Here is a 21,156-nt window from a genome sequence, read left to right on the forward strand (position 1 = left end):
ATGCAGTTTATTGAAGTATCGGGTCAGCTCATTAACATTACGCTTGTGTTCTCCACCGCGCTTATTTTCGCCGCTCTCGGGGGCATGTTCTCCGAACGTTCAGGCGTAGTCAACATCGGCTTGGAAGGTCTGATGGTATCCGGTGCATTCGCGGCTGCGGTCGCAACGGACTATGCAACGCAGGCTGGTCTTGGCAGTATCTCGCCTTGGATCGGATTAATTGCGGCAGCCGTCTTCGGCGTCGTATTCTCACTTCTGCATGCAGTAGCGACGATCACCTTCAAGTCTGACCAGACGGTAGTCGGCGTCGTGATTAACATTCTGGCGCTCGGAACGGCCATCTATTTCACCCGAAGTCTCTATGATGGCTCGGCTCAGACGAGCCAGCTGACGGAAGTATTCCATAAGGTAGCGATTCCGTTCCTATCGGAAATTCCGATTATCGGGGAAGGTATCTTCCGTGCCTATCCAACGACGTATATTGTCATCTTGCTCGTTATTATCAGCTACTTCGTATTGTTCAAGACGCCATTCGGTCTTCGTCTTCGCGCAGTAGGGGAGCATCCAAGCTCTGCGGATACAGTGGGCATCAGCGTGACAAAATACCGGTATATCGGCGTTATGCTTAGCGGTGCGCTTGCTGGTCTTGGCGGTGCGACGATTACACTGACGACGACAAGCAGCTTCGCCCACAATACGGTCTCGGGCCAGGGCTTTATCGCGCTTGCTGCCCTGATCTTCGGCAAGTGGAATCCGCTTGGTCTCGCTGGCGCAGCGATCTTCTTCGGATTCGCCCAAGCTTTGCGGAATTTCGCACAGCTGTTCGATTTCTCCAAGCAAATCCCGACGGAAGTCTTCTACATGCTGCCTTATGTGCTTACACTTATTGTGCTTGCAGCAGCTGTCGGTCGCTCCAGCGCGCCTTCAGCGCTTGGACAACCCTACGATCCGGCAAGAAGATAAGCAGACGAATGCAAGGACAGTATTAACTGGGAATGATTCCATAAGGGTCGCTTCATAAATATAGAGAGAAAATCGCAATCTAACGTCTATAATCGGCGTGGATTGCGATTTTTTTTCAATGGAATGCAGGTCTAAAATGGTACTTATAGAAAGGAAGAAGCCACAGCATGGAAAAAATCTGTACGTTCTTGATGTTCGAGGGACAGGCGGAAGAAGCAATGACCTTTTATGTATCGCTATTCGAGAACTCAGAGGTACTGAGTATCGCTAGATACGGTCCGGAGGGTCCCGGCGAAGAGGGCAAGGTAATTCATGCCAGCTTTACGCTGAATGGTCAGACGTATATGTGCATCGACAGCAACCTTAAGCATGATTTTACGTTCACACCAGCGATTTCCCTCTACGTGAATTGCTCGTCTGAAGAAGAGATTGATTCGCTTTACGCCAAGCTGGAAGAAGGCGGAGGAGCGTTGATGCCGCTTGGTGCATACGGCTTTAGCCGAAAGTTTGGTTGGGTGGCGGATCGATTCGGAGTGACATGGCAGCTTAATCTGGCATAAGAATGTTGGACCGCTCTTAAGACGTGGCGGCGCACATCGGGAAGGGGCTCGTCCGGTAAGGACGGGCTTCTTTTCTATAAAATGAGGAAACATCCATTGACAGAGCCATCTGCCAAGTGTAAATTAAATCTTAATCAAATGAATTTATCCCTTTTGGTATAAACTACAGGCAAGCGAATCTCTAAGTTTGTGCATCATTTCACAAAGTCGCTTAGCCGCATAACGGAATGGGACTGTCGTTCTTTATGGGAAGGCCCATCCCTCATAAGAGGAGAGGATCTATCGTGGAAGCATTAGCACTGGAGCGCAAAGCGGAGCAGAATCGTGAGCTGCGCGAGAGGCTGTTGCAATTGAAGAAAGAGCGTAATGCCATTATTCTTGCTCATTATTATCAGCGGGATGAAATACAGGAAGTAGCGGATTTCCGAGGGGATTCCTTCTTACTCGCACAGAAGGCTGCTCAGACGGATGCCGAAGTAATCGTATTTTGCGGTGTACACTTTATGGGTGAGAGCGCAAAAATTTTGGCACCCAATAAAACGGTTATTATTCCGGACGAACGCGCCGGCTGCCCGATGGCGGATATGGTGAACGTTGATGGTCTGCGCAAGCTGAAGGCTCAGCATCCGAATGCGAAAGTCGTTACTTATATTAACTCTTCGGCCGAGATCAAAGCAGAGACGGATATTTGCTGTACGTCCGCGAACGCGGTCCAGGTTGTCAATTCGGTGGAAGGCGATGAAGTGATCTGGGTGCCGGACAAAAACCTGGGTCATTACGTTCAACAGCACACCGACAAAAAGATGATCATCTGGGAAGGCTACTGCAACACGCATGATATGCTGACGGTGAAAGACGTGGAAGAGATGAAGGCGAAGTATCCGAACGCACAATTCGTTGTCCACCCGGAATGCCGTCCTGAAGTGGTTGAGCTTGGCGACTTTGTCGGCAGCACAACGGCTATTCTTAAATATTGCAAAGAGTCCAATGTTCAAGAGTTCATCGTGGGAACAGAGGATGGAACTGGTTATCAGCTGAGATTGGACAGTCCGAACAAGACATTCCACTTCGCATCGAAATATTTGGTATGTCCCAACATGAAGGTGAACAATTTGAAGAAGCTCGTCAAAGCGCTCGAGACGATGCAGCCGCAAATCTATGTTCCGCCTACTGTTGCTGACAAAGCCCGTCTGTCGCTCGAGCGTATGTTGCAAGTGAAGTAGCATGCGCTGCTTCACTTGTGCGCGTTAGTCGCAGATTGCAGATCAAGATGACCCCGAGGTGGAGGAGCTAAGCGTTATGATTCCTAGATATTTGGTCGACGTGGAGCTGGACAAGCTGCCAGTCATAGATAAAGATGTCATCGTTATTGGGGCCGGCATTGCCGGTCTTTTTACCGCTATACGGGCTAGCAGGCACCACTCTGTACTAATGATTACGAAGAAGTCGCTGCTCGACAGCAACACGCGCTATGCGCAAGGTGGAATAGCGGCGGTCATATCCGATGAGGATTCGCCGGCTTATCATCGGCAGGATACGCTTATTGCGGGTGCCGGATTATGCTCCGATGAAGCAGTCGATGTACTGGTCCATGAAGGTCCCAAAGGGGTTCATAGCCTTATTAAGATGGGAACGCAGTTCGACCAGGAGAACGGCGAGTTCGCCTTAACCAAGGAGGGCGCTCATAGCCAGCGGCGCATCCTGCATGCGAATGGCGATGCGACTGGTTATGAGATTGTGCGCGCCTTGTCCGAGAATGCGATCGCTAATGAGAAAATCGAAGTATGGGACGATCATTTTGTCATTGACCTGGTTACGCAGGATGGTGAATGCTGCGGTGCTATTGTACAAAAGCCTGGGGGCGAGCGGCTGTTCGTGCGAGGGAAAGCGACGATCCTATGCTCCGGCGGTGCGGGTCAGCTCTACCGCTACACGACCAATCCGGAAGTGGCAACGGGCGACGGTGTGGCCATGGCTTATCGGGCAGGTGCGTACATAAGGGATGCGGAGTTCGTGCAGTTCCATCCCACAGCGCTATGCTACCCTGGAGCGCCGAGATTCCTAATCTCGGAAGCCGTGCGCGGCGAAGGCGCCGTGCTGCGCAATATTAAAGGAGAGCGCTTCATGGATCGTTACCATGAGCAGCTTGAGCTTGCACCGCGTGATATCGTTGCGCGAGCCATTGTTAGCGAGATGGAAGCGACGAAGTCGACTTTTGTCTATCTGGACGTTACCCATGAGCCGGTGGAGATGGTGAAGCATCGCTTCCCGACGATCTATGAATATTGTTTGAAATACGGATTGGACCTTACCTCGGACTGGATTCCGGTCGCGCCTGCGATGCACTATATGATGGGTGGAGTAAAGACTGATCTGAATGGCGAGACGAATATTAAGCGATTGTTCGCCTGCGGCGAAGTATCGTCGACGGGTGTGCATGGCGCCAATCGGCTGGCCAGCAACTCTCTGTCCGAGGCGATTGTATTTGGACGCCGCATTGTGAAGCGGATTGAACATATGCCAACGCTGCAAAAGGAGCCAAAATTCTATAATGAAGTGGAGCGCAACAGCGCCTCCATGCAGGCCGTCGTCGAGAGACGCTTGAAGCTGCAGAAGATCATGGTACGGTACGTCGGCTTGAAGCGAAGTGAGACAGGCCTTAAGAAGGGTCTGGAGGAGCTGAAACGCCAACTGCCGATCTTCCAGTCCATTCTGACTGAGCGCGAGGAGTTTGAATTTGCGAATATGCTTACTTGCGCGACACTGATGACAGAAGCAGCGATAACGCGTGAGGAAAGCCGTGGTGCCCATTACCGAGAGGACTTCCCGGCCCGCGATGATCGGGTATGGAGAAAGCATACGGTGCTGCACCGTACAAAAGGCATGACCGAGGAGCGAATTGAAGATGTTTGAGTGGACGACAGGCGGATATGATGCGCAGATGAGAGACCAGATTCGAAGCTGGCTCGCAGAGGATATCGGCAGCGGAGATATTACGACGGAGACGACAATAGCAGCAGGCTCCCGCTCGAGGGCTGTCATTCATGTGAAGGAAGATGGCGTGATTGCAGGTCTCCCGCTGGCGAAGCTGGTATTCGAGGTTGTGAACCCGGAGCTTTCCTTTGAAGCAAAAGTACAGGATGGCGACTTTGTCACAAAAGGGACGGTTCTAATTGAAGTGGAAGGCAGCACGCACAGTATCTTGACTGGCGAGCGGCTTGCGCTTAATTTGATGCAGCGTATCTCCGGTATTGCTACGAAGACAAAGGCGTATGTCGATGCGCTCCAAGGTCTCCCTGTTCGTCTGGTCGACACGCGCAAGACGACACCGGGCCATCGCATGCTAGAGAAATATGCGGTGCGCGTCGGCGGAGGCTTCAATCATCGATTCGGCTTGTACGATGCCGTTATGATCAAGGATAATCATATTAAGGGCGCCGGTAGTATTACGGCAGCCGTCACATCGGCGCGTCAGCAAATTCCCCATACGATGAAGATCGAAGTGGAGACGGAGTCGCTGGCACAGGTGGAAGAAGCTATGGCTTGCGGTGCTGATATTATTATGCTCGATAACATGACTCATGATTTAATGAGAGAATCCGTTGCTTTGATTAAAGGAAAGACGCCGCATGTTATTGTGGAGGCATCCGGTGGCGTGAGGCTGGACACGATTCATGGCATTGCCGCTTGCGGAGTGGACGTCATCTCGGTAGGAGGACTGACTTATTCGTTCCAGGCACTTGATATTAGTCTGGATCTGAACGAAAAGAAGGAGGTCGGACGAGCGTGATTCTGGTTATTGACGTAGGCAATACGAATATTGTGCTCGGTATTTATCGCGGCCAGGAGCTGTTGTATCATTGGAGGCTAAGCACGAACCGTTCGGCAACTGTGGATGAGTATGGCATGAATATTCATAATTTGTTTCTATACGCAGGGATCAAGATAGAGGAAGTGGACGGCGTCATTATCTCCTCTGTTGTGCCGCCACTGATGCGGACGCTGGAGCAGCTTTGTCTTAAGTATGTGCGCAAGACGCCGTTAGTTGTCGGGCCCGGCGTGAAGACGGGGCTTAACATTCGTTATGAAAATCCGAGAGAGGTGGGAGCAGACCGAATCGTAAACTCGGTAGCGGGTATTGAGAAATATGGTTATCCGCTTATCGTAGTAGACTTCGGTACGGCAACTACTTTCGATTATATTGATACAACAGGCAGTTATCTGGGCGGTGCGATTGTGCCGGGCATCGGGATCTCCACGGAAGCGCTCTATCAGCGTGCGGCGAAGCTGCCGCGCATTGAACTGGCTAGGCCAAAGAGCGTGATTGGACGCAATCCGGTGACCTCGATGCAGGCAGGTATTATTTTCGGTTATGCGGGGCAAGTTGACGGTATCGTGAATCGAATTCGCGCCGAATTCGGCGTGAATCCTCGTGTTATAGCTACAGGCGGGCTTGCAGAGCTGATTGCTGCTGAATCGGATACGATTGAAGAGGTGGATCCGCTGCTGACGCTGGAAGGCTTGAGAATTATTTATGAACGCAATCAGGAGGGCTACTAGATGGAAGAGCAGCTGAAGGACATATTGGTGCGAGGCACGGCTTGGGGCGGGAAAATTCGCGTATTCGCGGCCCGCACGACCAATATCGTGGAGGAGCTGCGGCGCAGGCATGACTCATTCCCTACAGCGACAGCCGCGCTTGGCCGCACGCTGTCAGTAGGCGCAATGATGGGCGCGATGCTAAAGGGCAAAGAAAGGCTTACGATTCAAGTGAAGGGCGACGGACCCATCGGACAAGTCGTGGTGGATGCCAATGCATACGGGGAAATCCGCGGTTATGTCGATAATCCCCAAGCCCATCATGCCAGCAATGACAGGGGCAAGCTGGATGTAGCCGGTGCAGTCGGTACGTCAGGGGATATCTATGTCACCAAAGACCTTGGACTCAAGGAGCCATACCGGGGAAGCGTTCCGATTATCTCTGGCGAGCTTGCAGAAGACTTCACTTATTACTTCGCTGTATCAGAGCAGACGCCATCGGCGGTTGGCGTCGGTGTACTGGTTGAGAATGATAATTCCGTGCTCCATGCGGGAGGCTATATTGTTCAGTTGATGCCCGGCCTAACAGATGAGGAGATTACGCGTCTGGAGCAGGCTGTAGCGAAAATGCCGGCGGTTACTACCCTGCTGGCTCAGGGTCAGACACCAGAAGAGCTGCTTAAGTGGCTTGTAGGGGACGATCTGGTCATTCACGATACGATGCCGCTTGTATTCAAATGCCAGTGCTCCGAGGAGAGAGTGGAGCAGACGCTAATCAGCCTGGGCGAAGCGGAACTGCGGTTGATTATTGAAGAGAATGCCCAAGCGGAAGTCGTATGCCACTTCTGCAATGAGAAGTATACGTTTGGCAAGGAGCGGCTTGAGCAATTGCTGGTGCAAGCAAAGCCGAAGCCGGTTCAATAATAGAAAGGCAGCAAAGGCTATGAAGAGAAGTGAGGTTCTGAAGGTTGTGGTCATCCTTCAAGCTATCTGTATGATTGCTCTTACGGGCATGGTGATGGTTAAGGTATGGCCCCTGCCTGGCTTAAAGGGAAGCGATCCGGGTGAACAGACTACTCCTCCGGCTCCGAATGCTGGGGGCGGAAGCGGGCAGAAGCCCGTTGCGTCGGTCGGAGGAACGCCGATTACACGAGATGAGCTGACAAGCGAGCTGTACAAGCAATACGGAGATGAGGTGCTGCGGGTCATGATGCTCCGCCGCGCCCTTGATCTGGAGGGGAAGGCTATCGGCCTTCGCGTTTCACAGGAGGAGTTGAATCGCGAGCTTGCCGCCGCAGCCGAAGGCTATGGGGGCGAGGAAGCCTTCTACTCCATGATGAGGGAGCAGCTTGGCCTGTCTAAGGAGCAGATTCATGCGGAGTATCGTTATCGCTTATTGCTGGAGCAGCTTGCGATCAAGGATATTGCAGTAGCTGATCATGACGTAGATCGTTATATGCAGGAGCATCCGGAGCAATTCGCGCCGCAGCTGCAGTTTCACTTGCGCTGGATTGTGACGGATACGAGAGAGCAGGCGGAGAGCGTGCTGGCAAAGCTAATGGATGGTGAATCGTTCGCAGCTATGGCTAGACTCTACTCCCGTGATGAATTCACATCTGAGGATGGCGGAGATTTGGGCATGATTGATGCCGATGATCCGTTCTACGATGAAGCGGTACTTAAGACGGCTGCCAGCATGTCGATTGCCGAGATCGCCGGGCCTATTGAATTGTCGGAGCAAGGCTATGCGATTGTAGAGCTTGCGGGCCGGAATTCAACGACCAACTTGGCAAGCGACCGACTGTTCGAAGGGGCGCGCAAGCAGCTCGCTCTGGAGCGGGCCAAGCCGCTTCATGTTGTGGAGGACGACTTGCTCAAGCGATATAATGCGATGATTATGAAGTGAACACGACCGTGCTGGGAGCGCGGTCTTTTTTTTCCAATAGAAAGCAAAAGTGACTATTGACAACATCAGCGAGACATTGATAAGATGTAGTTAGTCAAAAACCAACTATTTTAGTCGGAATAAGGAGGACTTTCATTCCATGGCGAAAATTGTACAAAGCGTAACAGATCTGATCGGAGATACACCCCTTGTTCGTTTGAACCGTCTCGTGCCGGAGGATAGCGCGGAAATTTATGTGAAGCTGGAGTACCAGAATCCAGGTGCCAGCGTGAAGGACCGCATCGCGATCAGCATGATCGAAGTAGCGGAGCAAGAAGGACGCATTAAACCGGGCGATACCATCGTGGAGCCTACGAGCGGCAACACAGGCATCGGCCTGGCGCTTGTAGCAGCTGCCAAAGGTTATAGAGCCATTCTCGTTATGCCGGAGACGATGAGCATCGAGCGCCGCAACCTTCTGCGCGCTTACGGCGCGGAGCTAGTGCTGACGCCGGGTTCCGAAGGCATGAACGGCGCAGTACGCAAAGCGGAAGAGCTGGCTCAAGAGAACCCTTCGTATTTCATACCGCAACAATTCAAAAACCAGGCAAACGTGAAAATTCACCGTGAGACGACAGGTCCTGAGATCGTAGAAGCGATCAATTCCCTGGACGGCAAGCTGGATGCGTTTATTGCAGGCATCGGTACAGGTGGAACAATCTCCGGAGCTGGTGAAGTCTTGAAACAGAACTTCTCGGATATTAAAATTTATGCGGTTGAGCCATCGGCATCTCCCATTCTGTCTGGCGGCAACCCTGGTCCTCATAAAATTCAAGGGATTGGCGCGAACTTCATTCCGGATATCCTGAACCGTGAGATCTATGACGGTATCATTACGGTTGAGAATGAGGATGCTTTCGAGTATGCGCGTCGTGCAGCGAAGGAAGAGGGCATTCTGTGCGGTATCTCTTCCGGCGCAGCGATCTATGCAGCGCTGAAAGTAGCGAAAGAGCTGGGCAAAGGCAAGCGTGTAGTCGCAATCGTGCCAAGCAACGGCGAACGCTACCTGAGTACGCCTCTGTTCAACTTCGAGAACTAATCTCTTTGCTGCAACTATAAAGCTAATAAGAAGGGCCTTTCATTCTTCGGGATGGAAGGCGCTTTTCTTTTGCCGGGCATTTCTGTATACTGAGCGAAATAAGCATCAGGGATCGGGGGACTTACAGGATGGTCACCGCTTGGAAAGAGTGGATTCGGTGGCGCGCCGAACAAACCTATACGACGCTGCCTCTAGTGAAGGAGCTGCCTCTTCAGAGAGAGTCAGGAGGCAAGGTCATCTCTTGGGAGGAAGCTTGGCAGGACGCATCGCCGTATGCCTTCGTGCTGGAGAGCGGCAAGGATGGGAGATTCACCTATCTGGGTCTGCATCCGGACAGCGTCATTAAGGGCAAGGGTTTGCAAGCGGAGTCGATTGACTTCCGCGGGCTGGATGAGCAGTCGCAGGAGCGCAGACAGTGGAAGGGCAAGCCGCTAGAAGTTGTCCGAGCCTGGATGAGCGACGGCTGTGGGCCGCGGCTGACAGATTCCGAAGGGCCGAAGTGGCTGGGCGGCTGCGCTGGATTTTGGAGCTATGATATTGTACGCAGTATTGAGCGTCTGCCAGAAATCGCGCTGGATGATTCCGGCCTGCCGGATTACCTGTTCATGAGGATGAACGAGATTTGGGTCGTCGATCACAAGAGAAACGTCGTTTACTGTGTCGTACACAGCCCTGTGTCGTTTGGTCAATCGGATGAAGAGATGAGGGCCGTCTATGACCAGGCTTTCTTGCGAGCAGAAGGTATGGCCGATTACTGGCTGACCTGGTTCGAGGAAGAGAAGGCGCGCGACAGAGCGGAGAAGCTGCAGGAGAGCAGGCAGGCCTATATGGAGGGGGAATCGCTTCATATTGACGTTAAGGCGATACCGGGCATCGAATCGCCTACTACCAAGGACATGTACATGGACGCTGTGAGGACTGTACAGCGCTATATCGGGCAAGGCGACGTGTTCCAGGTTAACTTGGCCCAGCGCCAATCCAAAGCCGTATCGACGCCGCCAGAGGAGCTGTATGAATGGCTCAGGCTGTTCAACCCTTCTCCTTATATGGGGATGCTGCGGTCGCCGGACTTCCAGCTGGTGTCGGCTTCGCCGGAGCTTCTGGTTGAGCTGAAAGGTCGTGAGCTGGGGACGCGGCCGATTGCGGGTACACGCAGGAGAGGGCGCACGGAGGAAGAGGATCTTCTATTCGCGGAAGAGCTTCGAACGAATGAGAAGGAGAGAGCCGAGCATATAATGCTGGTCGATCTGGAGCGCAATGATTTGGGGCGTATCTCTACCTATGGATCGGTCAAGGTGAAGGAACTGATGGTCATTGAGCGCTACTCTCACGTCATGCATCTGGTCTCTCAGGTGGATGGAGAGCTTGCGGAGGGCAAAGATGCCTATGATGTCATGGCTGCGACCTTCCCCGGCGGCACAATTACCGGCGCTCCGAAGATACGTACGATGGAAATTATTGAAGAGCTGGAGCCCGTGCGCAGAGGCCCGTATACGGGATCGATGGGATGGATTGACTATAACGGGGATATGGAATTTAATATTATTATTAGAACAATGGCTATTAAGGATGGAATCGTCTATATCCAAGCCGGAGCGGGCATTGTGATCGATTCCGATCCTGGGCGCGAATACGAGGAATCGATGAACAAGGCCAAGGCGCTGTGGAAGGCCATTCAATATAGCGAATGGTTCGCAGAGGGCCAATCAGGAGAGCAGGACAACGGTGCGGAGCTTCAATAATAAGCTTTTGGACAAAGGGGATGCGGAACATGATACTCGTAATCGACAACTATGATTCGTTCACGTACAATCTGGTGCAATATTTGGGCGAGCTGGGAGAAGAGATCGTCGTGAAGCGTAACGACGAGATTGATCTGACCGGCATTGAGGAGCTTGCGCCCGATCATATCTTGATCTCGCCGGGACCTTGTTCGCCGAACGAAGCAGGGATCAGCTTGTCGTTGATCGACCGTTTCAAGGGGAAGATCCCTATTCTCGGTGTCTGTCTGGGTCATCAGGCGATTGGACAAGCGTTCGGCGGTGAGGTCGTGCGCGCAGAGAAGCTGATGCACGGCAAGACGTCGCCGATCCTGCATGATGGCAAGACAGTCTTCGAAGGACTGGAGTCGCCTTTCACGGCTACACGTTATCACTCCCTAATTGTTCGCAGGGAGACGCTGCCGGATTGCCTGGAGATTAGCGCAGAGACGGCAGAGGGCGAGATTATGGGACTGCGGCATAAGGAATACGCGATTGAAGGCGTGCAATTCCATCCGGAATCGATTATTACCGATCATGGACATACCATGCTTCGCAATTTCTTGCGCCATGGCTCCGGCGTTGTGCAATGAAGATTGGCTTGAACGGAAACGTGGTTGAAGCGCACGAAGCTGTGATCTCAGTCTATGATCACGGCTTTTTGTACGGTATGGGCTTGTTTGAGACCTTCCGCACCTATAATGGACGGCCTTATCTGCTAGAGCGGCATAGAAGCCGTCTGAAGGCTGGCTGTGCAGAGCTGGGCATCCCATTCGTGCTGAGCATCGGTGAGTTGGAGACCTGGATCGATAAGCTCTTGCAGGAGAACGGACTAGAGGATGGGTATGTGCGGTTGACGGTAAGCGCCGGTGAAGGCGCGCTTGGCTTGCCGACTGGGGATTACACGCAGCCGAATGTCGTCCTGCTTGTGAAGGAGCTGCCCTCAACGAATGAAGAAGCGGTAAGGACAGGGAAAGAGCTGCGCCTACTGCGCACGGAGCGGAATACGCCCGAGGGATCGGTGCGCTTCAAATCTCTTCATTATATGAACAATATGATCGCCAAGAGAGAACTGCTTGGCCTCAGCGGCGATCATGTCATGCCGGCGAGTCCTGGAGCGGAAGGGCTGATGTTGACTCGGGAAGGCTGGTTGTCCGAGGGGATCGTTAGTAATTTGTTCTTCATAACGGGCGGGATTATCCGGACCCCATCTGTAGCAACGGGAATTCTCCCTGGCATAACCCGCCAGCGTGTGCTGGAGCTTGCTGCCGAAGCAGGATATGGAGTAGAAGAGGGCAGCTATCATTGGGAGGAGCTTGCTTCTGCTGATGAGATATGGATGACCAACTCGATTCAGGAGCTCGTACCTGTGACGCTACTAACGCGCTATGATTCCGATACGAGGCTCGTGATAAGCGGGGGAGTAGCGGGTCCTGCTACGATGAAGCTGCTAGCATTATACCGGTCTGATACTCTGAAGTGATATATGACGAGGTAATAGGTTGTCCCAGGATTGGGGAAAGCTAGCCGGAATGAGTGAGTTGCATCGTGATAGAGCCTGCACGGGATGCAAAGAGAGAAGGGAGATGCCGCAGATGATGAATCATAGACCGACTTACTGGAAGCGATCCTACGATCTCGGCGGGGGTGTGAAGCTGGAACTCGGCCATCGCACGCTAATTATGGGCATTCTGAATGCGACGCCGGATTCTTTTTCTGATGGGGGCCGTTATAACGATATTGATCGAGCGGTTGCCCACGCCAAGGGAATGGTAGCGGCAGGAGCTGATATATTGGATATCGGCGGAGAATCCACCAGGCCGGGCTTTGAGGCGGTTAGCGCGGAGGAAGAGCTGAGTCGGGTATTGCCGGTCATATCAGCTGTCCGTGAAGCCTTGCCGCAAGTGGCCATCTCGGTTGATTCGTACAAGGCTGTTACTGTGAGGCAGTCCCTCGAAGCGGGGGCGCATATTATTAATGATATATGGGGGCTGAGAGGCGATCCCGATATGGCGGCTGTCGCTGCCCAATATGGCGTTCCAGTCATCCTTAACCATAATCGACATGCGCGGGACTATACGGATTTTGTACCCGATGTGCTGGCGGACTTGAAGAGCAGTGTGGATATAGCCAAAAGAGCGGGTGTCCAGAACGATAACGTTTGGCTTGACCCTGGCATTGGCTTTGCGAAGACATATGAGGATAACTTGGAGCTGATGGATCGTCTGGATGAACTGACAGCACTTGGCTACCCGGTGTTGCTTGGCACTTCGCGCAAGCGATTCATTAAACAGACGCTGGACTTGCCGGTAGAAGAGCTTATCGAAGGTACGGCGGCGACAGTGGCGCTTGGCATTGCGCGCGGCTGCCAAATAGTGCGCGTGCATGACGTTCAGGCGATTAAGCGAACCGCATTAATGACAGACGCGATCCTCTATCGCGGATAAGGATAGCGATCGCAGCTGTTTTTTCTAGGGCTGCAATTGGGAAGGAGTGGAGATGAGAGCATGGACAGAATGACAGTAAAGGGAATGCGTTTTTATGGGTATCACGGTGTATTCCCGGAAGAGAACAAGCTTGGGCAACAGTTCTATATCGATCTGGACCTGGGCATAGACCTGGAACAGGCAGCTGTTACGGACGATCTCGAATATACGGTGAACTATGCGGAGCTGCATGCACTGGCGAAGTCGATAGTAGAAGGGTCTCCTTTCAAGTTGCTTGAAGCGCTGGCGGGGAATATTGCATCGCGTGTTTTAGAAGCTTATACTATGATCAATCATGTGACCGTTCGCGTAACGAAGCCGCATCCGCCGTTCGATATTCACTTTGACGGCGTGACGATTGAGCTGTCGAGAAAGCGGGATGCCGATGGACGAATTGTACGAGTGTAACCCCCGGAATGCGGAAGCTTATATTGCGCTTGGCTCTAATATGGGGGAGCGTGAGAAGCTGCTTCTGGAGGCAATTGAACGAATTGATTCTCATCCGGATATTAGCGTGCTGCGCGTATCCGGCATCTATGAGACGGAGCCGGTCGGATACACCGATCAACCCCCTTTCCTGAACATGGTGATTGCCGTGTCCACCGCGCTTGAACCATTGAATCTGTTGCGCGAGCAGTTAGAGCAGGAGCGCTTCCTCGGGAGAATTCGACATGAACGTTGGGGACCAAGAACCATTGACCTTGATCTTCTGCTATACGATAATGTCAGAATGGATCAAGAGGAGCTGACGCTGCCGCATCCGCGCATGATGGAGCGGGCGTTCGTGCTTGTTCCCTTGCATGATGTGATCTCGGATTCGCATCCTTTGCACGAAGGGATTCAGGCTGCGTCTCATGCGGCGCTTCGGGGAGGAAAGGAAGGCATCACATTATGGAAAACAATCAATTGGCGCAGCGCGTCAGAGCCTTTCGAAAGCTGAAGGGCTATACACAGCTAGAGCTGGCCAAGGAGCTTGGCGTATCGGTGGCGGTACTGGGATCGCTGGAGCGAGGCACCAGGAAGAATGATCCCAAGCTGCTGAACCATATCGCCAAGACGCTCGGTATCAGCTACGAGGAACTGATGACCATGAAGGAGGAATAAGGAGCGACATGCTGAAAATCGGAGACATCGAGATGAAAAATAGAGTCGTGCTGGCACCGATGGCAGGCGTGTGCAACCCGGCTTTCCGACTGATTGCCAAGGAATTCGGCACAGGGCTAGTCTGTGCGGAGATGGTGAGCGACAAAGCGATCTTGCACGGCAACAAGCGTACGCTGGAGATGCTGTACGTAGATGAACGGGAGAAGCCGCTCAGCCTGCAGATCTTCGGGGGCGACCGCGAATCGCTGGTAGAAGCCGCCAAAGTCGTCGACAAGCAGACGAATGCCGATATTATCGACATTAATATGGGCTGTCCGGTACCGAAGGTGACCAAGTGCGACGCAGGTGCGCGCTGGCTGCTGGACCCTAATAAAATATATGAAATGGTATCCGCCGTTGTGGATGCCGTCGACAAGCCCGTGACCGTGAAAATGCGGATCGGTTGGGATGACGAGCATGTGTATGCAGTCGAGAATGCGCGTATGGTTGAGAAAGCGGGCGGCAGCGCTGTCAGCGTGCACGGCCGTACGCGTGAGCAATTGTATACCGGCAAGGCGAATTGGGACATTATAAAAGACGTTAAGGGAGCGGTATCGATTCCCGTCATTGGCAATGGCGACGTATTCTCGCCAGAGGATGCCAAGCGGATGCTGGATCATACAGGCGTGGACGGAGTCATGATCGGACGCGGCGCGCTGGGCAACCCGTGGATGCTGTATCGTACGATTCAGTATCTAGCGACTGGCGAGCTGCTCGGGGATCCAACCCCGCGCGAGAAGATGGAAGTGGCCATTCTTCACTTGGATCGGCTGATCGCGCTTAAGAACGAAGCGGGTGCGGTACGCGAGATGCGCAAGCATCTGGCGTGGTATCTGAAAGGACTGCCGGGCGGCGCCCGCGTGAAGGATGTTATCATGGAGGAGACGGGACGCGACCGGATGGTCACGATCTTGGAGAACTTCATCCACTCACTGGAGGATGAGGGAGCAAGCGCTGCATCAAGCGCATCTGGCCCTGCTGCCCAAGAGGAAGCTGTTCATTAACTACAATGAGAAGACACTTAAGGCGGTTATTCGACATAAGTCGACAGTAACCGCCTGTCGTCGTTTTTCCATTTTGGAGAAGAAGTGAAACGGTTTCAATAACGCGACTGGCTCCGATTGACATTCAAGGTACCATGCAATATAATCGTGCAATATAATCTAACAAATAGGTTGCAGTACACCATAGTCGTCAGCAGGTATGATGGTCATCATGCGTAATATATTAAGTAACAGTGAATTCATACAATGTATGAAAAATTAGTCACACGACAGGAGAATGGGAAAGATGAACGATAAGCAAATCATTCTGACTCAGGACGGGTTGAGGAAGCTTGAAGAGGAGCTCGAGAATCTAAAGTCGGTCAAACGTCGTGAAGTAGCAGAGCGGATCAAGGTCGCGATCGGTTATGGCGACATTAGCGAAAACGCGGAGTATGAGGACGCGAAGAACGAGCAAGCGTTTATCGAAGGCCGTATCCTTACGCTGGAGAAGATGCTTCGCAACGCTCGTATCATTAATAATGATGATATTGACATCGATATCGTCAGCATCGGATCGATCGTCACGGTAGAAGATCTGGAATTCGGCGACACGATGGAATACGCGATCGTCGGTACAGCGGAATCGGATCCACTGCAGAACAAAATTTCGAATGAAAGTCCCGTTGGCAAAGCGATCCTGGGCAAGAAGCAGGGCACAGTCGTAGAGGTTAACGTACCGGCGGGCATTATTCAATATAAAATTATCGATATCAAAAAATAAGGTATGCGATTCACGATTTCGAAAGCTTCCTTGCCGGAAGCTTTTTGAACGTTTGCCGAATGCAATAAGGAGATGAATGAAGTGGAACATGATAACAACCAGAACAGCGAGCAGGAACTGAGCGAACTTCTACAAATTCGGAGAGACAAGCTGGATGAGCTTCGCGGACTTGGCGTAGACCCGTTCGGCCAGAAGTTCGAGCGATCGCATAATGCCAAGGACATTCTGAGCGCTTACGAAGGCTTCAGCAAGGAAGAGCTAGAGGAGCAAGGCAACAAGGTGAGCATCGCCGGCCGTATCATGCAGAAGCGTGGCATGGGCAAGGCTGGGTTCGCCCATATTCAGGATCTGTCTGGCCGCATTCAAATCTATGTGCGCAAAGACTCGGTAGAAGAACATAAATTCGCAGCATTCAACTTGCTTGATATCGGCGATATCGTAGGGGTACAGGGCGTTGTCTTCAAGACGAACACAGGCGAGGTGTCGGTCAAGGCGCTGGATGTGGACGTGCTGACGAAGTCCCTTCTTCCGCTTCCGGACAAGCATCACGGCCTTAAGGACGTAGAGCTGCGCTACCGTCAGCGTTACGTTGATCTGATCGTGAACCCGGATGTTCAACAGACGTTCATCTCCCGTTCCAAAATCATTCAATCCATGCGTCGTTATCTGGACTCCCTGGGTTACCTGGAAGTAGAGACGCCTACACTGCATTCCATTGCAGGCGGCGCCGCTGCACGTCCATTTATTACGCATCATAATGCATTGGATATGCAGCTGTACATGCGTATTGCAATCGAGCTTCACTTGAAACGTCTTATTGTGGGCGGACTGGAGAAGGTATACGAGATCGGACGCGTCTACCGCAATGAAGGTATTTCCACACGCCATAACCCTGAATTTACGATGATTGAGCTATACGAGGCTTATGCCGACTACAAGGATATTATGGCTCTCACTGAAAATATGATTGCGCACATCGCGCAAGAGGTTTTTGGCACGACTAAGATCAAGTATCAAGGACAAGACATTGATCTGACGCCTCAATGGCGCAGAGTTAGCATGGTTGACCTTGTCAAAGAAGTAACCGGCGTTGATTTCAGCATTCAAATAACGGATGAAGAGGCTCACGCCTTGGCGAAAGAGCATAAGATTCCGGTAGAGCCTCACATGACGTTCGGCCATATTCTGAACGCATTTTTCGAGGAGCGATGCGAGGCGACTCTTATTCAGCCGACATTTGTCACCGGTCATCCGGTTGCGATCTCGCCGCTTGCGAAGAAGAGCGCTGTCGATCCGCGCTTTACGGATCGTTTCGAGTTGTTCATCGTAGCTCGCGAGCATGCTAATGCGTTCACTGAGCTGAACGATCCGATCGACCAGCGTGAGCGCTTCGAAGCTCAACTGGAAGAGAAAGAGCAAGGCAATGACGAAGCGCATGACATGGACGATGACTTCATTAGAGCGCTGGAATACGGCATGCCGCCTACAGGGGGACTCGGAATCGGTATCGACCGTCTGGTCATGCTGCTGACGGATGCTCCGTCCATCCGTGACGTGCTGCTGTTCCCACATATGCGTGAACATCGCTCTGCGGAATAGTGTACATCATAGCCTGAATGCAGTCCCCCACGCTCGTGGGGGACTTTTTTTGAGAAATTTTCTGGAAAGTGCAACCAAATGCTAGTTGGAGGTGTATATATAGAGAGAGCAAAATCAACTATCGACAAATTCTAAACAAATTCTGAAAAAAAGCATAGTTCAGGAGCTTTTTTGTCAGATTTTGACTTTACCGTGATGGAAATAGTGGGATATACTGATAGGTATTAAGTAGACCGGGATAAGTTACCTGCTATGGATGTAAGTCCTCGATAAAGAATTGGTTAGTTTTTGCCGATAACTAGAGTGACACCTATACTTCTAGCAGGAAGACGTGAGTTAAATGATAGATATCCATACACACATTCTACCCGGGTTAGACGATGGCGCTCAAGATATTGAAGATTCGCTTCGATTGGCTCGTGCAGCTATAGAGGAGGGAATCAACGTCATTATCGCAACTCCTCATCATGCAAATGGAGTCTATATCAATGCTGCGAGGGACGTGTCCAGGCACGTGCAGACATTGAACGACAGATTTTCTGCAGAGGGGATGTCTCTTCGAATCGTGTCGGGGCAAGAAATACGCGTACATGACGATTTGTTGGAAGCGTGGCACAGGGGTGAACTGTTAACCTTGGCCGGCTCCTCTTACGTATTGTTGGAAATGCCGTCGTCTCGTATTCCGAGAGGGATGGCAGAGCTCATTCATGAGCTGGGTATTCTGGGGCTGAAGCCAATTATCGCACATCCAGAACGCAATGCGGAGGTTGTAAAGCATCCTGACAGATTGATGGAACTGATTGAACTCGGGGCCTACACTCAGGTCACCACTCACTCCTTGCTTGGCGGATTCGGCAAGCGTATCAAGCAGTCTGCATGGTCGCTCCTAAAGAGCGGGAATATCCATCTTGTATCCTCCGACGCCCATCATGTGGAGCGGCGAGGATTTCTTTTGCAGGATGCCTATCAGGCTATAGAGCGAAGTATGGGTGAGCAGTGGTCCCAGCATTTGAAGCAAAATGCGAACGCTGTCTTGGTGGACAACCCGTTTGAAGCTCCTCCGCAACTGAGGACTTCGGCAGGTTTTCATATAAAAAAGTTCTATTCTTTCTTCTTCAAGAAGTAGAAGGAGCGGCATCCAAGACCTACATGAGCTACATAGGGAAGTTGGCTTTCGGTTTTACTAGTCTTTCATCTTTGCGATGGAGACCTAAACTAATTATAGAGGTGAGAGAAAGTGACACTAAGAAAAAAATTAGCAGTTACTACAATTGCGGCAAGCGTAGCTATGTCTGCATTCGCAGGCATCCCGCTTAGCAACAAAGGCTTGGCTGAAAGGTTGGGGGTAAGTAATGTTGCTTATGCAGCGGATGCTAAATTCCCGAACCAGACAATAATCAAGCAGTTGGAACGTGTTGAGAAGGCTCTAACCGACAATGAAAGAAAGTCACTTAGAGACCTTCGTAATGCATTGGATGCCCTTGAAGATTCTGAAAAAGGTCAAATCGTAGCGCCAATCGTTAATAAACTAGTTAAGGGTAATACGCCTGATGATCAAGAAAAGAAAGATGCATTAGAAGAAGTCTTTGTTGATGCAATAGCACTGACTTACGCACCATCTGAAGCTAAGCTTGAAGAGTTTCGTGCAAAACATCACGATCTGATCCAAGAGTACGCAACTGAAGTTGGTGTACCTAATCTGACAGTAAATGATATTGCTGGTTACTTCTTGGCGATTCAAAATGAAACGTTCAGGATTATTAACAAGAAGTCAATTGATCAATTGGTAGATCTTTTGGGGGATTCAGAAGCAGTTAATAAATTATTCCAAGAAGTGCTGAATGCAATTCCTGATAATGAATACGAAATTGAAAAAGTATTCCTGGAATATGAAGTTAAAACTACAGATGTTGTTGCTGTTATATCTGCTACAAAAGCAGCAGTTAAGAATGATAACTTGTTCATTAAAGCTGCGACTGCACTTTATACAGTTTATAAGAGAATTAACAGTACTAGTGGTGGTGGCGGTGAAGCCGGCCCAATCGTAGACAATACAATTACAGCTGAAGCTCAAACTTTGGTCAATAACCTGAACGATCTAAAAACCAAGCTTGCTACTGCTACCGATGAAGAAAAAGCTAAGCTGATCGAAGATGCTGTTAAGCAAGTGGACGAGCTTGTTAATAAGTTGGTTGTTATATCCGCTAAGGTAGATGCAGTTGACGGCAAAGCTACTATTTCCATTAATGAGTCTACTACTGTAGTAGCACTTAACAGCATTGGTGCTATTATTGCAAAGCTGCAAGAAGCTGCAAACGTGTCCTACAACGCACCGAAACTTGTAGTAAACGCTGGGGATGTTTCGGAGAACGAAGTGGCTTTTACACTTACAGCTAGTGTTGTTGCAGCTGCAATCAAAGCAAAAGCTCCTGCAATTTCCTTGAAAGTTGGAGCATTTGGCGTTGATATTCCATTTGGCGGTACATTCTCCAAGAAAATTGACTTTGGGTTCAAAAAATCGGATGCAGATGATTCTGTATTGGGCGGCCTGAAAGCTGCTTCCCAAGTATATGATTTCAGCCTTTCAGTAGACGGCACAACTACAACAACTTTCAATCGTCCTGTCGTAATTATATTGCCACTGATCGACACCACTGGCTTGGACACAGAATTGTTGTCCACAGCTAAGATCCTAGAAAGCGGACTCGAGTTCCATGGCGGACGTGTAACGGATACTTCGGTAATCGAATCGCGTGACAGCTTCTCCTCCTACGTAGTTGTAGAAAACAAAGTAACTTTTGGTGACATTGCTCATGTATCTTCGTGGGCTGGTCGTGCAATTGAAGTTGTAGCAGCTAAAGGTGCTATCAACGGCAAAGCAGATGGCGTATTCGATCCAAATGCTAATGTAACTCGTGCTGAGTTCGCTAAAATGCTGGTTCGTGCTCTTGATCTGGAGAACGGTTCCGCTACTGAAAACTTCTCTGACGTAAATGCAAACGATTGGTTTGCTCCTTATGTGGCAGCTGCAGCGGAAAAAGGCATCATCAAAGGCAAATCCGCTACGAAGTTCGATCCTTCCGCTCCTATCAAGCGTGCTGAGATGGCTACAATGATCACTCGTGCACTGCAACTGGTAAATGGTTCGAATGATGTTGCTGACATCGAAGCAGCTTTGGCTAAATTTGCTGATGCTAACCAAATCAATGAAACTTTGAGAGCTGGCGTTGCATTCGCGGCTAACAAAGATATCGTAGTTGGCAGTGACGGCAAGTTCGCTCCTAACGCAAACGCAACACGTGCGCAAGCAGCTGTTATTATCTACCGTGCAATTAACGCGAACTAATATTGCATA

The 21,156-nt window shown here is 51.0% G+C and carries 21 protein-coding genes; all 21 read left to right on the forward strand.

The genetic code is table 11. The features are described 5' to 3' along the window. Nucleotides 1–963 (forward strand): ABC transporter permease, encoded by a 963-nt coding sequence (locus DX130_RS25380; RefSeq protein ID WP_116050127.1) that lies wholly within the window; start codon nucleotides 1–3, stop codon nucleotides 961–963. A gap of 167 nt (nucleotides 964–1,130) precedes the next feature. Next, nucleotides 1,131–1,523 (forward strand): VOC family protein, encoded by a 393-nt coding sequence (locus DX130_RS25385; RefSeq protein WP_116050129.1) that lies wholly within the window; start codon nucleotides 1,131–1,133, stop codon nucleotides 1,521–1,523. 284 nt (nucleotides 1,524–1,807) lie between these two features. Next, complete coding sequence (nadA, locus tag DX130_RS25390; protein WP_116050130.1) at nucleotides 1,808–2,746, forward strand: quinolinate synthase NadA; 939 nt, start codon at nucleotides 1,808–1,810, stop codon at nucleotides 2,744–2,746. Between the two features lie 76 nt (nucleotides 2,747–2,822). Further along, complete coding sequence (gene nadB, locus DX130_RS25395) at nucleotides 2,823–4,436, forward strand: L-aspartate oxidase (protein WP_116050132.1); 1,614 nt, start codon at nucleotides 2,823–2,825, stop codon at nucleotides 4,434–4,436. Then, entirely contained in the window at nucleotides 4,429–5,313 is an 885-nt protein-coding gene (gene nadC / locus DX130_RS25400) for a carboxylating nicotinate-nucleotide diphosphorylase (RefSeq protein WP_116050133.1), read from the forward strand. Before nadB ends, nadC begins: the two co-directional genes overlap by 8 nt. After that, nucleotides 5,310–6,083, forward strand: a complete 774-nt coding sequence (locus DX130_RS25405; protein WP_116050135.1) for a type III pantothenate kinase — start codon at nucleotides 5,310–5,312, stop codon at nucleotides 6,081–6,083. The genes nadC and DX130_RS25405 overlap by 4 nt, the downstream gene beginning before the upstream one ends. Beyond that, complete coding sequence (gene hslO, locus DX130_RS25410; RefSeq protein WP_116050137.1) at nucleotides 6,084–6,986, forward strand: Hsp33 family molecular chaperone HslO; 903 nt, start codon at nucleotides 6,084–6,086, stop codon at nucleotides 6,984–6,986. 19 nt (nucleotides 6,987–7,005) lie between these two features. Continuing rightward, nucleotides 7,006–7,968 carry a peptidylprolyl isomerase gene (locus DX130_RS25415; RefSeq protein ID WP_165861455.1) on the forward strand — a complete coding sequence of 321 codons (963 nt, stop codon included), beginning with the start codon at nucleotides 7,006–7,008 and terminating at the stop codon, nucleotides 7,966–7,968. Between the two features lie 139 nt (nucleotides 7,969–8,107). Continuing rightward, a complete protein-coding gene (cysK, locus tag DX130_RS25420; protein WP_116050140.1) occupies nucleotides 8,108–9,046 on the forward strand; it encodes a cysteine synthase A in 939 nt (312 codons plus the stop codon). A gap of 128 nt (nucleotides 9,047–9,174) precedes the next feature. Continuing rightward, complete coding sequence (locus DX130_RS25425; protein WP_116050142.1) at nucleotides 9,175–10,788, forward strand: anthranilate synthase component I family protein; 1,614 nt, start codon at nucleotides 9,175–9,177, stop codon at nucleotides 10,786–10,788. Nucleotides 10,789–10,817: 29 nt separating this feature from the next. Next, a complete protein-coding gene (pabA, locus tag DX130_RS25430) occupies nucleotides 10,818–11,399 on the forward strand; it encodes an aminodeoxychorismate/anthranilate synthase component II (RefSeq protein ID WP_116050143.1) in 582 nt (193 codons plus the stop codon). Continuing rightward, nucleotides 11,396–12,289, forward strand: a complete 894-nt coding sequence (locus DX130_RS25435) for an aminotransferase class IV (RefSeq protein ID WP_116050145.1) — start codon at nucleotides 11,396–11,398, stop codon at nucleotides 12,287–12,289. The genes pabA and DX130_RS25435 overlap by 4 nt, the downstream gene beginning before the upstream one ends. 103 nt (nucleotides 12,290–12,392) lie before the next feature. Next, nucleotides 12,393–13,253, forward strand: a complete 861-nt coding sequence (gene folP, locus DX130_RS25440; protein ID WP_420818558.1) for a dihydropteroate synthase — start codon at nucleotides 12,393–12,395, stop codon at nucleotides 13,251–13,253. 60 nt (nucleotides 13,254–13,313) lie between these two features. Further along, nucleotides 13,314–13,700 carry a dihydroneopterin aldolase gene (folB, locus tag DX130_RS25445; protein WP_116050146.1) on the forward strand — a complete coding sequence of 129 codons (387 nt, stop codon included), beginning with the start codon at nucleotides 13,314–13,316 and terminating at the stop codon, nucleotides 13,698–13,700. Next, nucleotides 13,678–14,232, forward strand: a complete 555-nt coding sequence (gene folK / locus DX130_RS25450; protein WP_116050148.1) for a 2-amino-4-hydroxy-6-hydroxymethyldihydropteridine diphosphokinase — start codon at nucleotides 13,678–13,680, stop codon at nucleotides 14,230–14,232. Before folB ends, folK begins: the two co-directional genes overlap by 23 nt. After that, a complete protein-coding gene (locus tag DX130_RS25455; RefSeq protein WP_116050149.1) occupies nucleotides 14,184–14,396 on the forward strand; it encodes a helix-turn-helix domain-containing protein in 213 nt (70 codons plus the stop codon). Before folK ends, DX130_RS25455 begins: the two co-directional genes overlap by 49 nt. 8 nt (nucleotides 14,397–14,404) lie before the next feature. Then, complete coding sequence (gene dusB / locus DX130_RS25460) at nucleotides 14,405–15,439, forward strand: tRNA dihydrouridine synthase DusB (RefSeq protein ID WP_116050151.1); 1,035 nt, start codon at nucleotides 14,405–14,407, stop codon at nucleotides 15,437–15,439. Nucleotides 15,440–15,725: 286 nt separating this feature from the next. Beyond that, nucleotides 15,726–16,202 (forward strand): transcription elongation factor GreA, encoded by a 477-nt coding sequence (gene greA, locus DX130_RS25465; RefSeq protein WP_116050152.1) that lies wholly within the window; start codon nucleotides 15,726–15,728, stop codon nucleotides 16,200–16,202. A 72-nt stretch (nucleotides 16,203–16,274) separates the two neighbouring features. Beyond that, entirely contained in the window at nucleotides 16,275–17,801 is a 1,527-nt protein-coding gene (gene lysS / locus DX130_RS25470; RefSeq protein WP_116050154.1) for a lysine--tRNA ligase, read from the forward strand. A 340-nt stretch (nucleotides 17,802–18,141) separates the two neighbouring features. Continuing rightward, nucleotides 18,142–18,927: a tyrosine-protein phosphatase gene (locus DX130_RS25475; RefSeq protein ID WP_116050155.1), complete on the forward strand. Its 786-nt coding sequence runs from the start codon at nucleotides 18,142–18,144 to the stop codon at nucleotides 18,925–18,927. A 111-nt stretch (nucleotides 18,928–19,038) separates the two neighbouring features. After that, the gene (locus DX130_RS25480; RefSeq protein WP_116050157.1) at nucleotides 19,039–21,147 is read left to right on the forward strand and encodes an S-layer homology domain-containing protein; all 2,109 of its coding nucleotides are present in this window, start codon (nucleotides 19,039–19,041) and stop codon (nucleotides 21,145–21,147) included. Nucleotides 21,148–21,156 lie beyond the last annotated feature (9 nt).

The sequence above is a fragment of the Paenibacillus paeoniae genome (assembly GCF_003388735.1).
GTDB lineage: Bacteria > Bacillota > Bacilli > Paenibacillales > Paenibacillaceae > Pristimantibacillus > Pristimantibacillus paeoniae.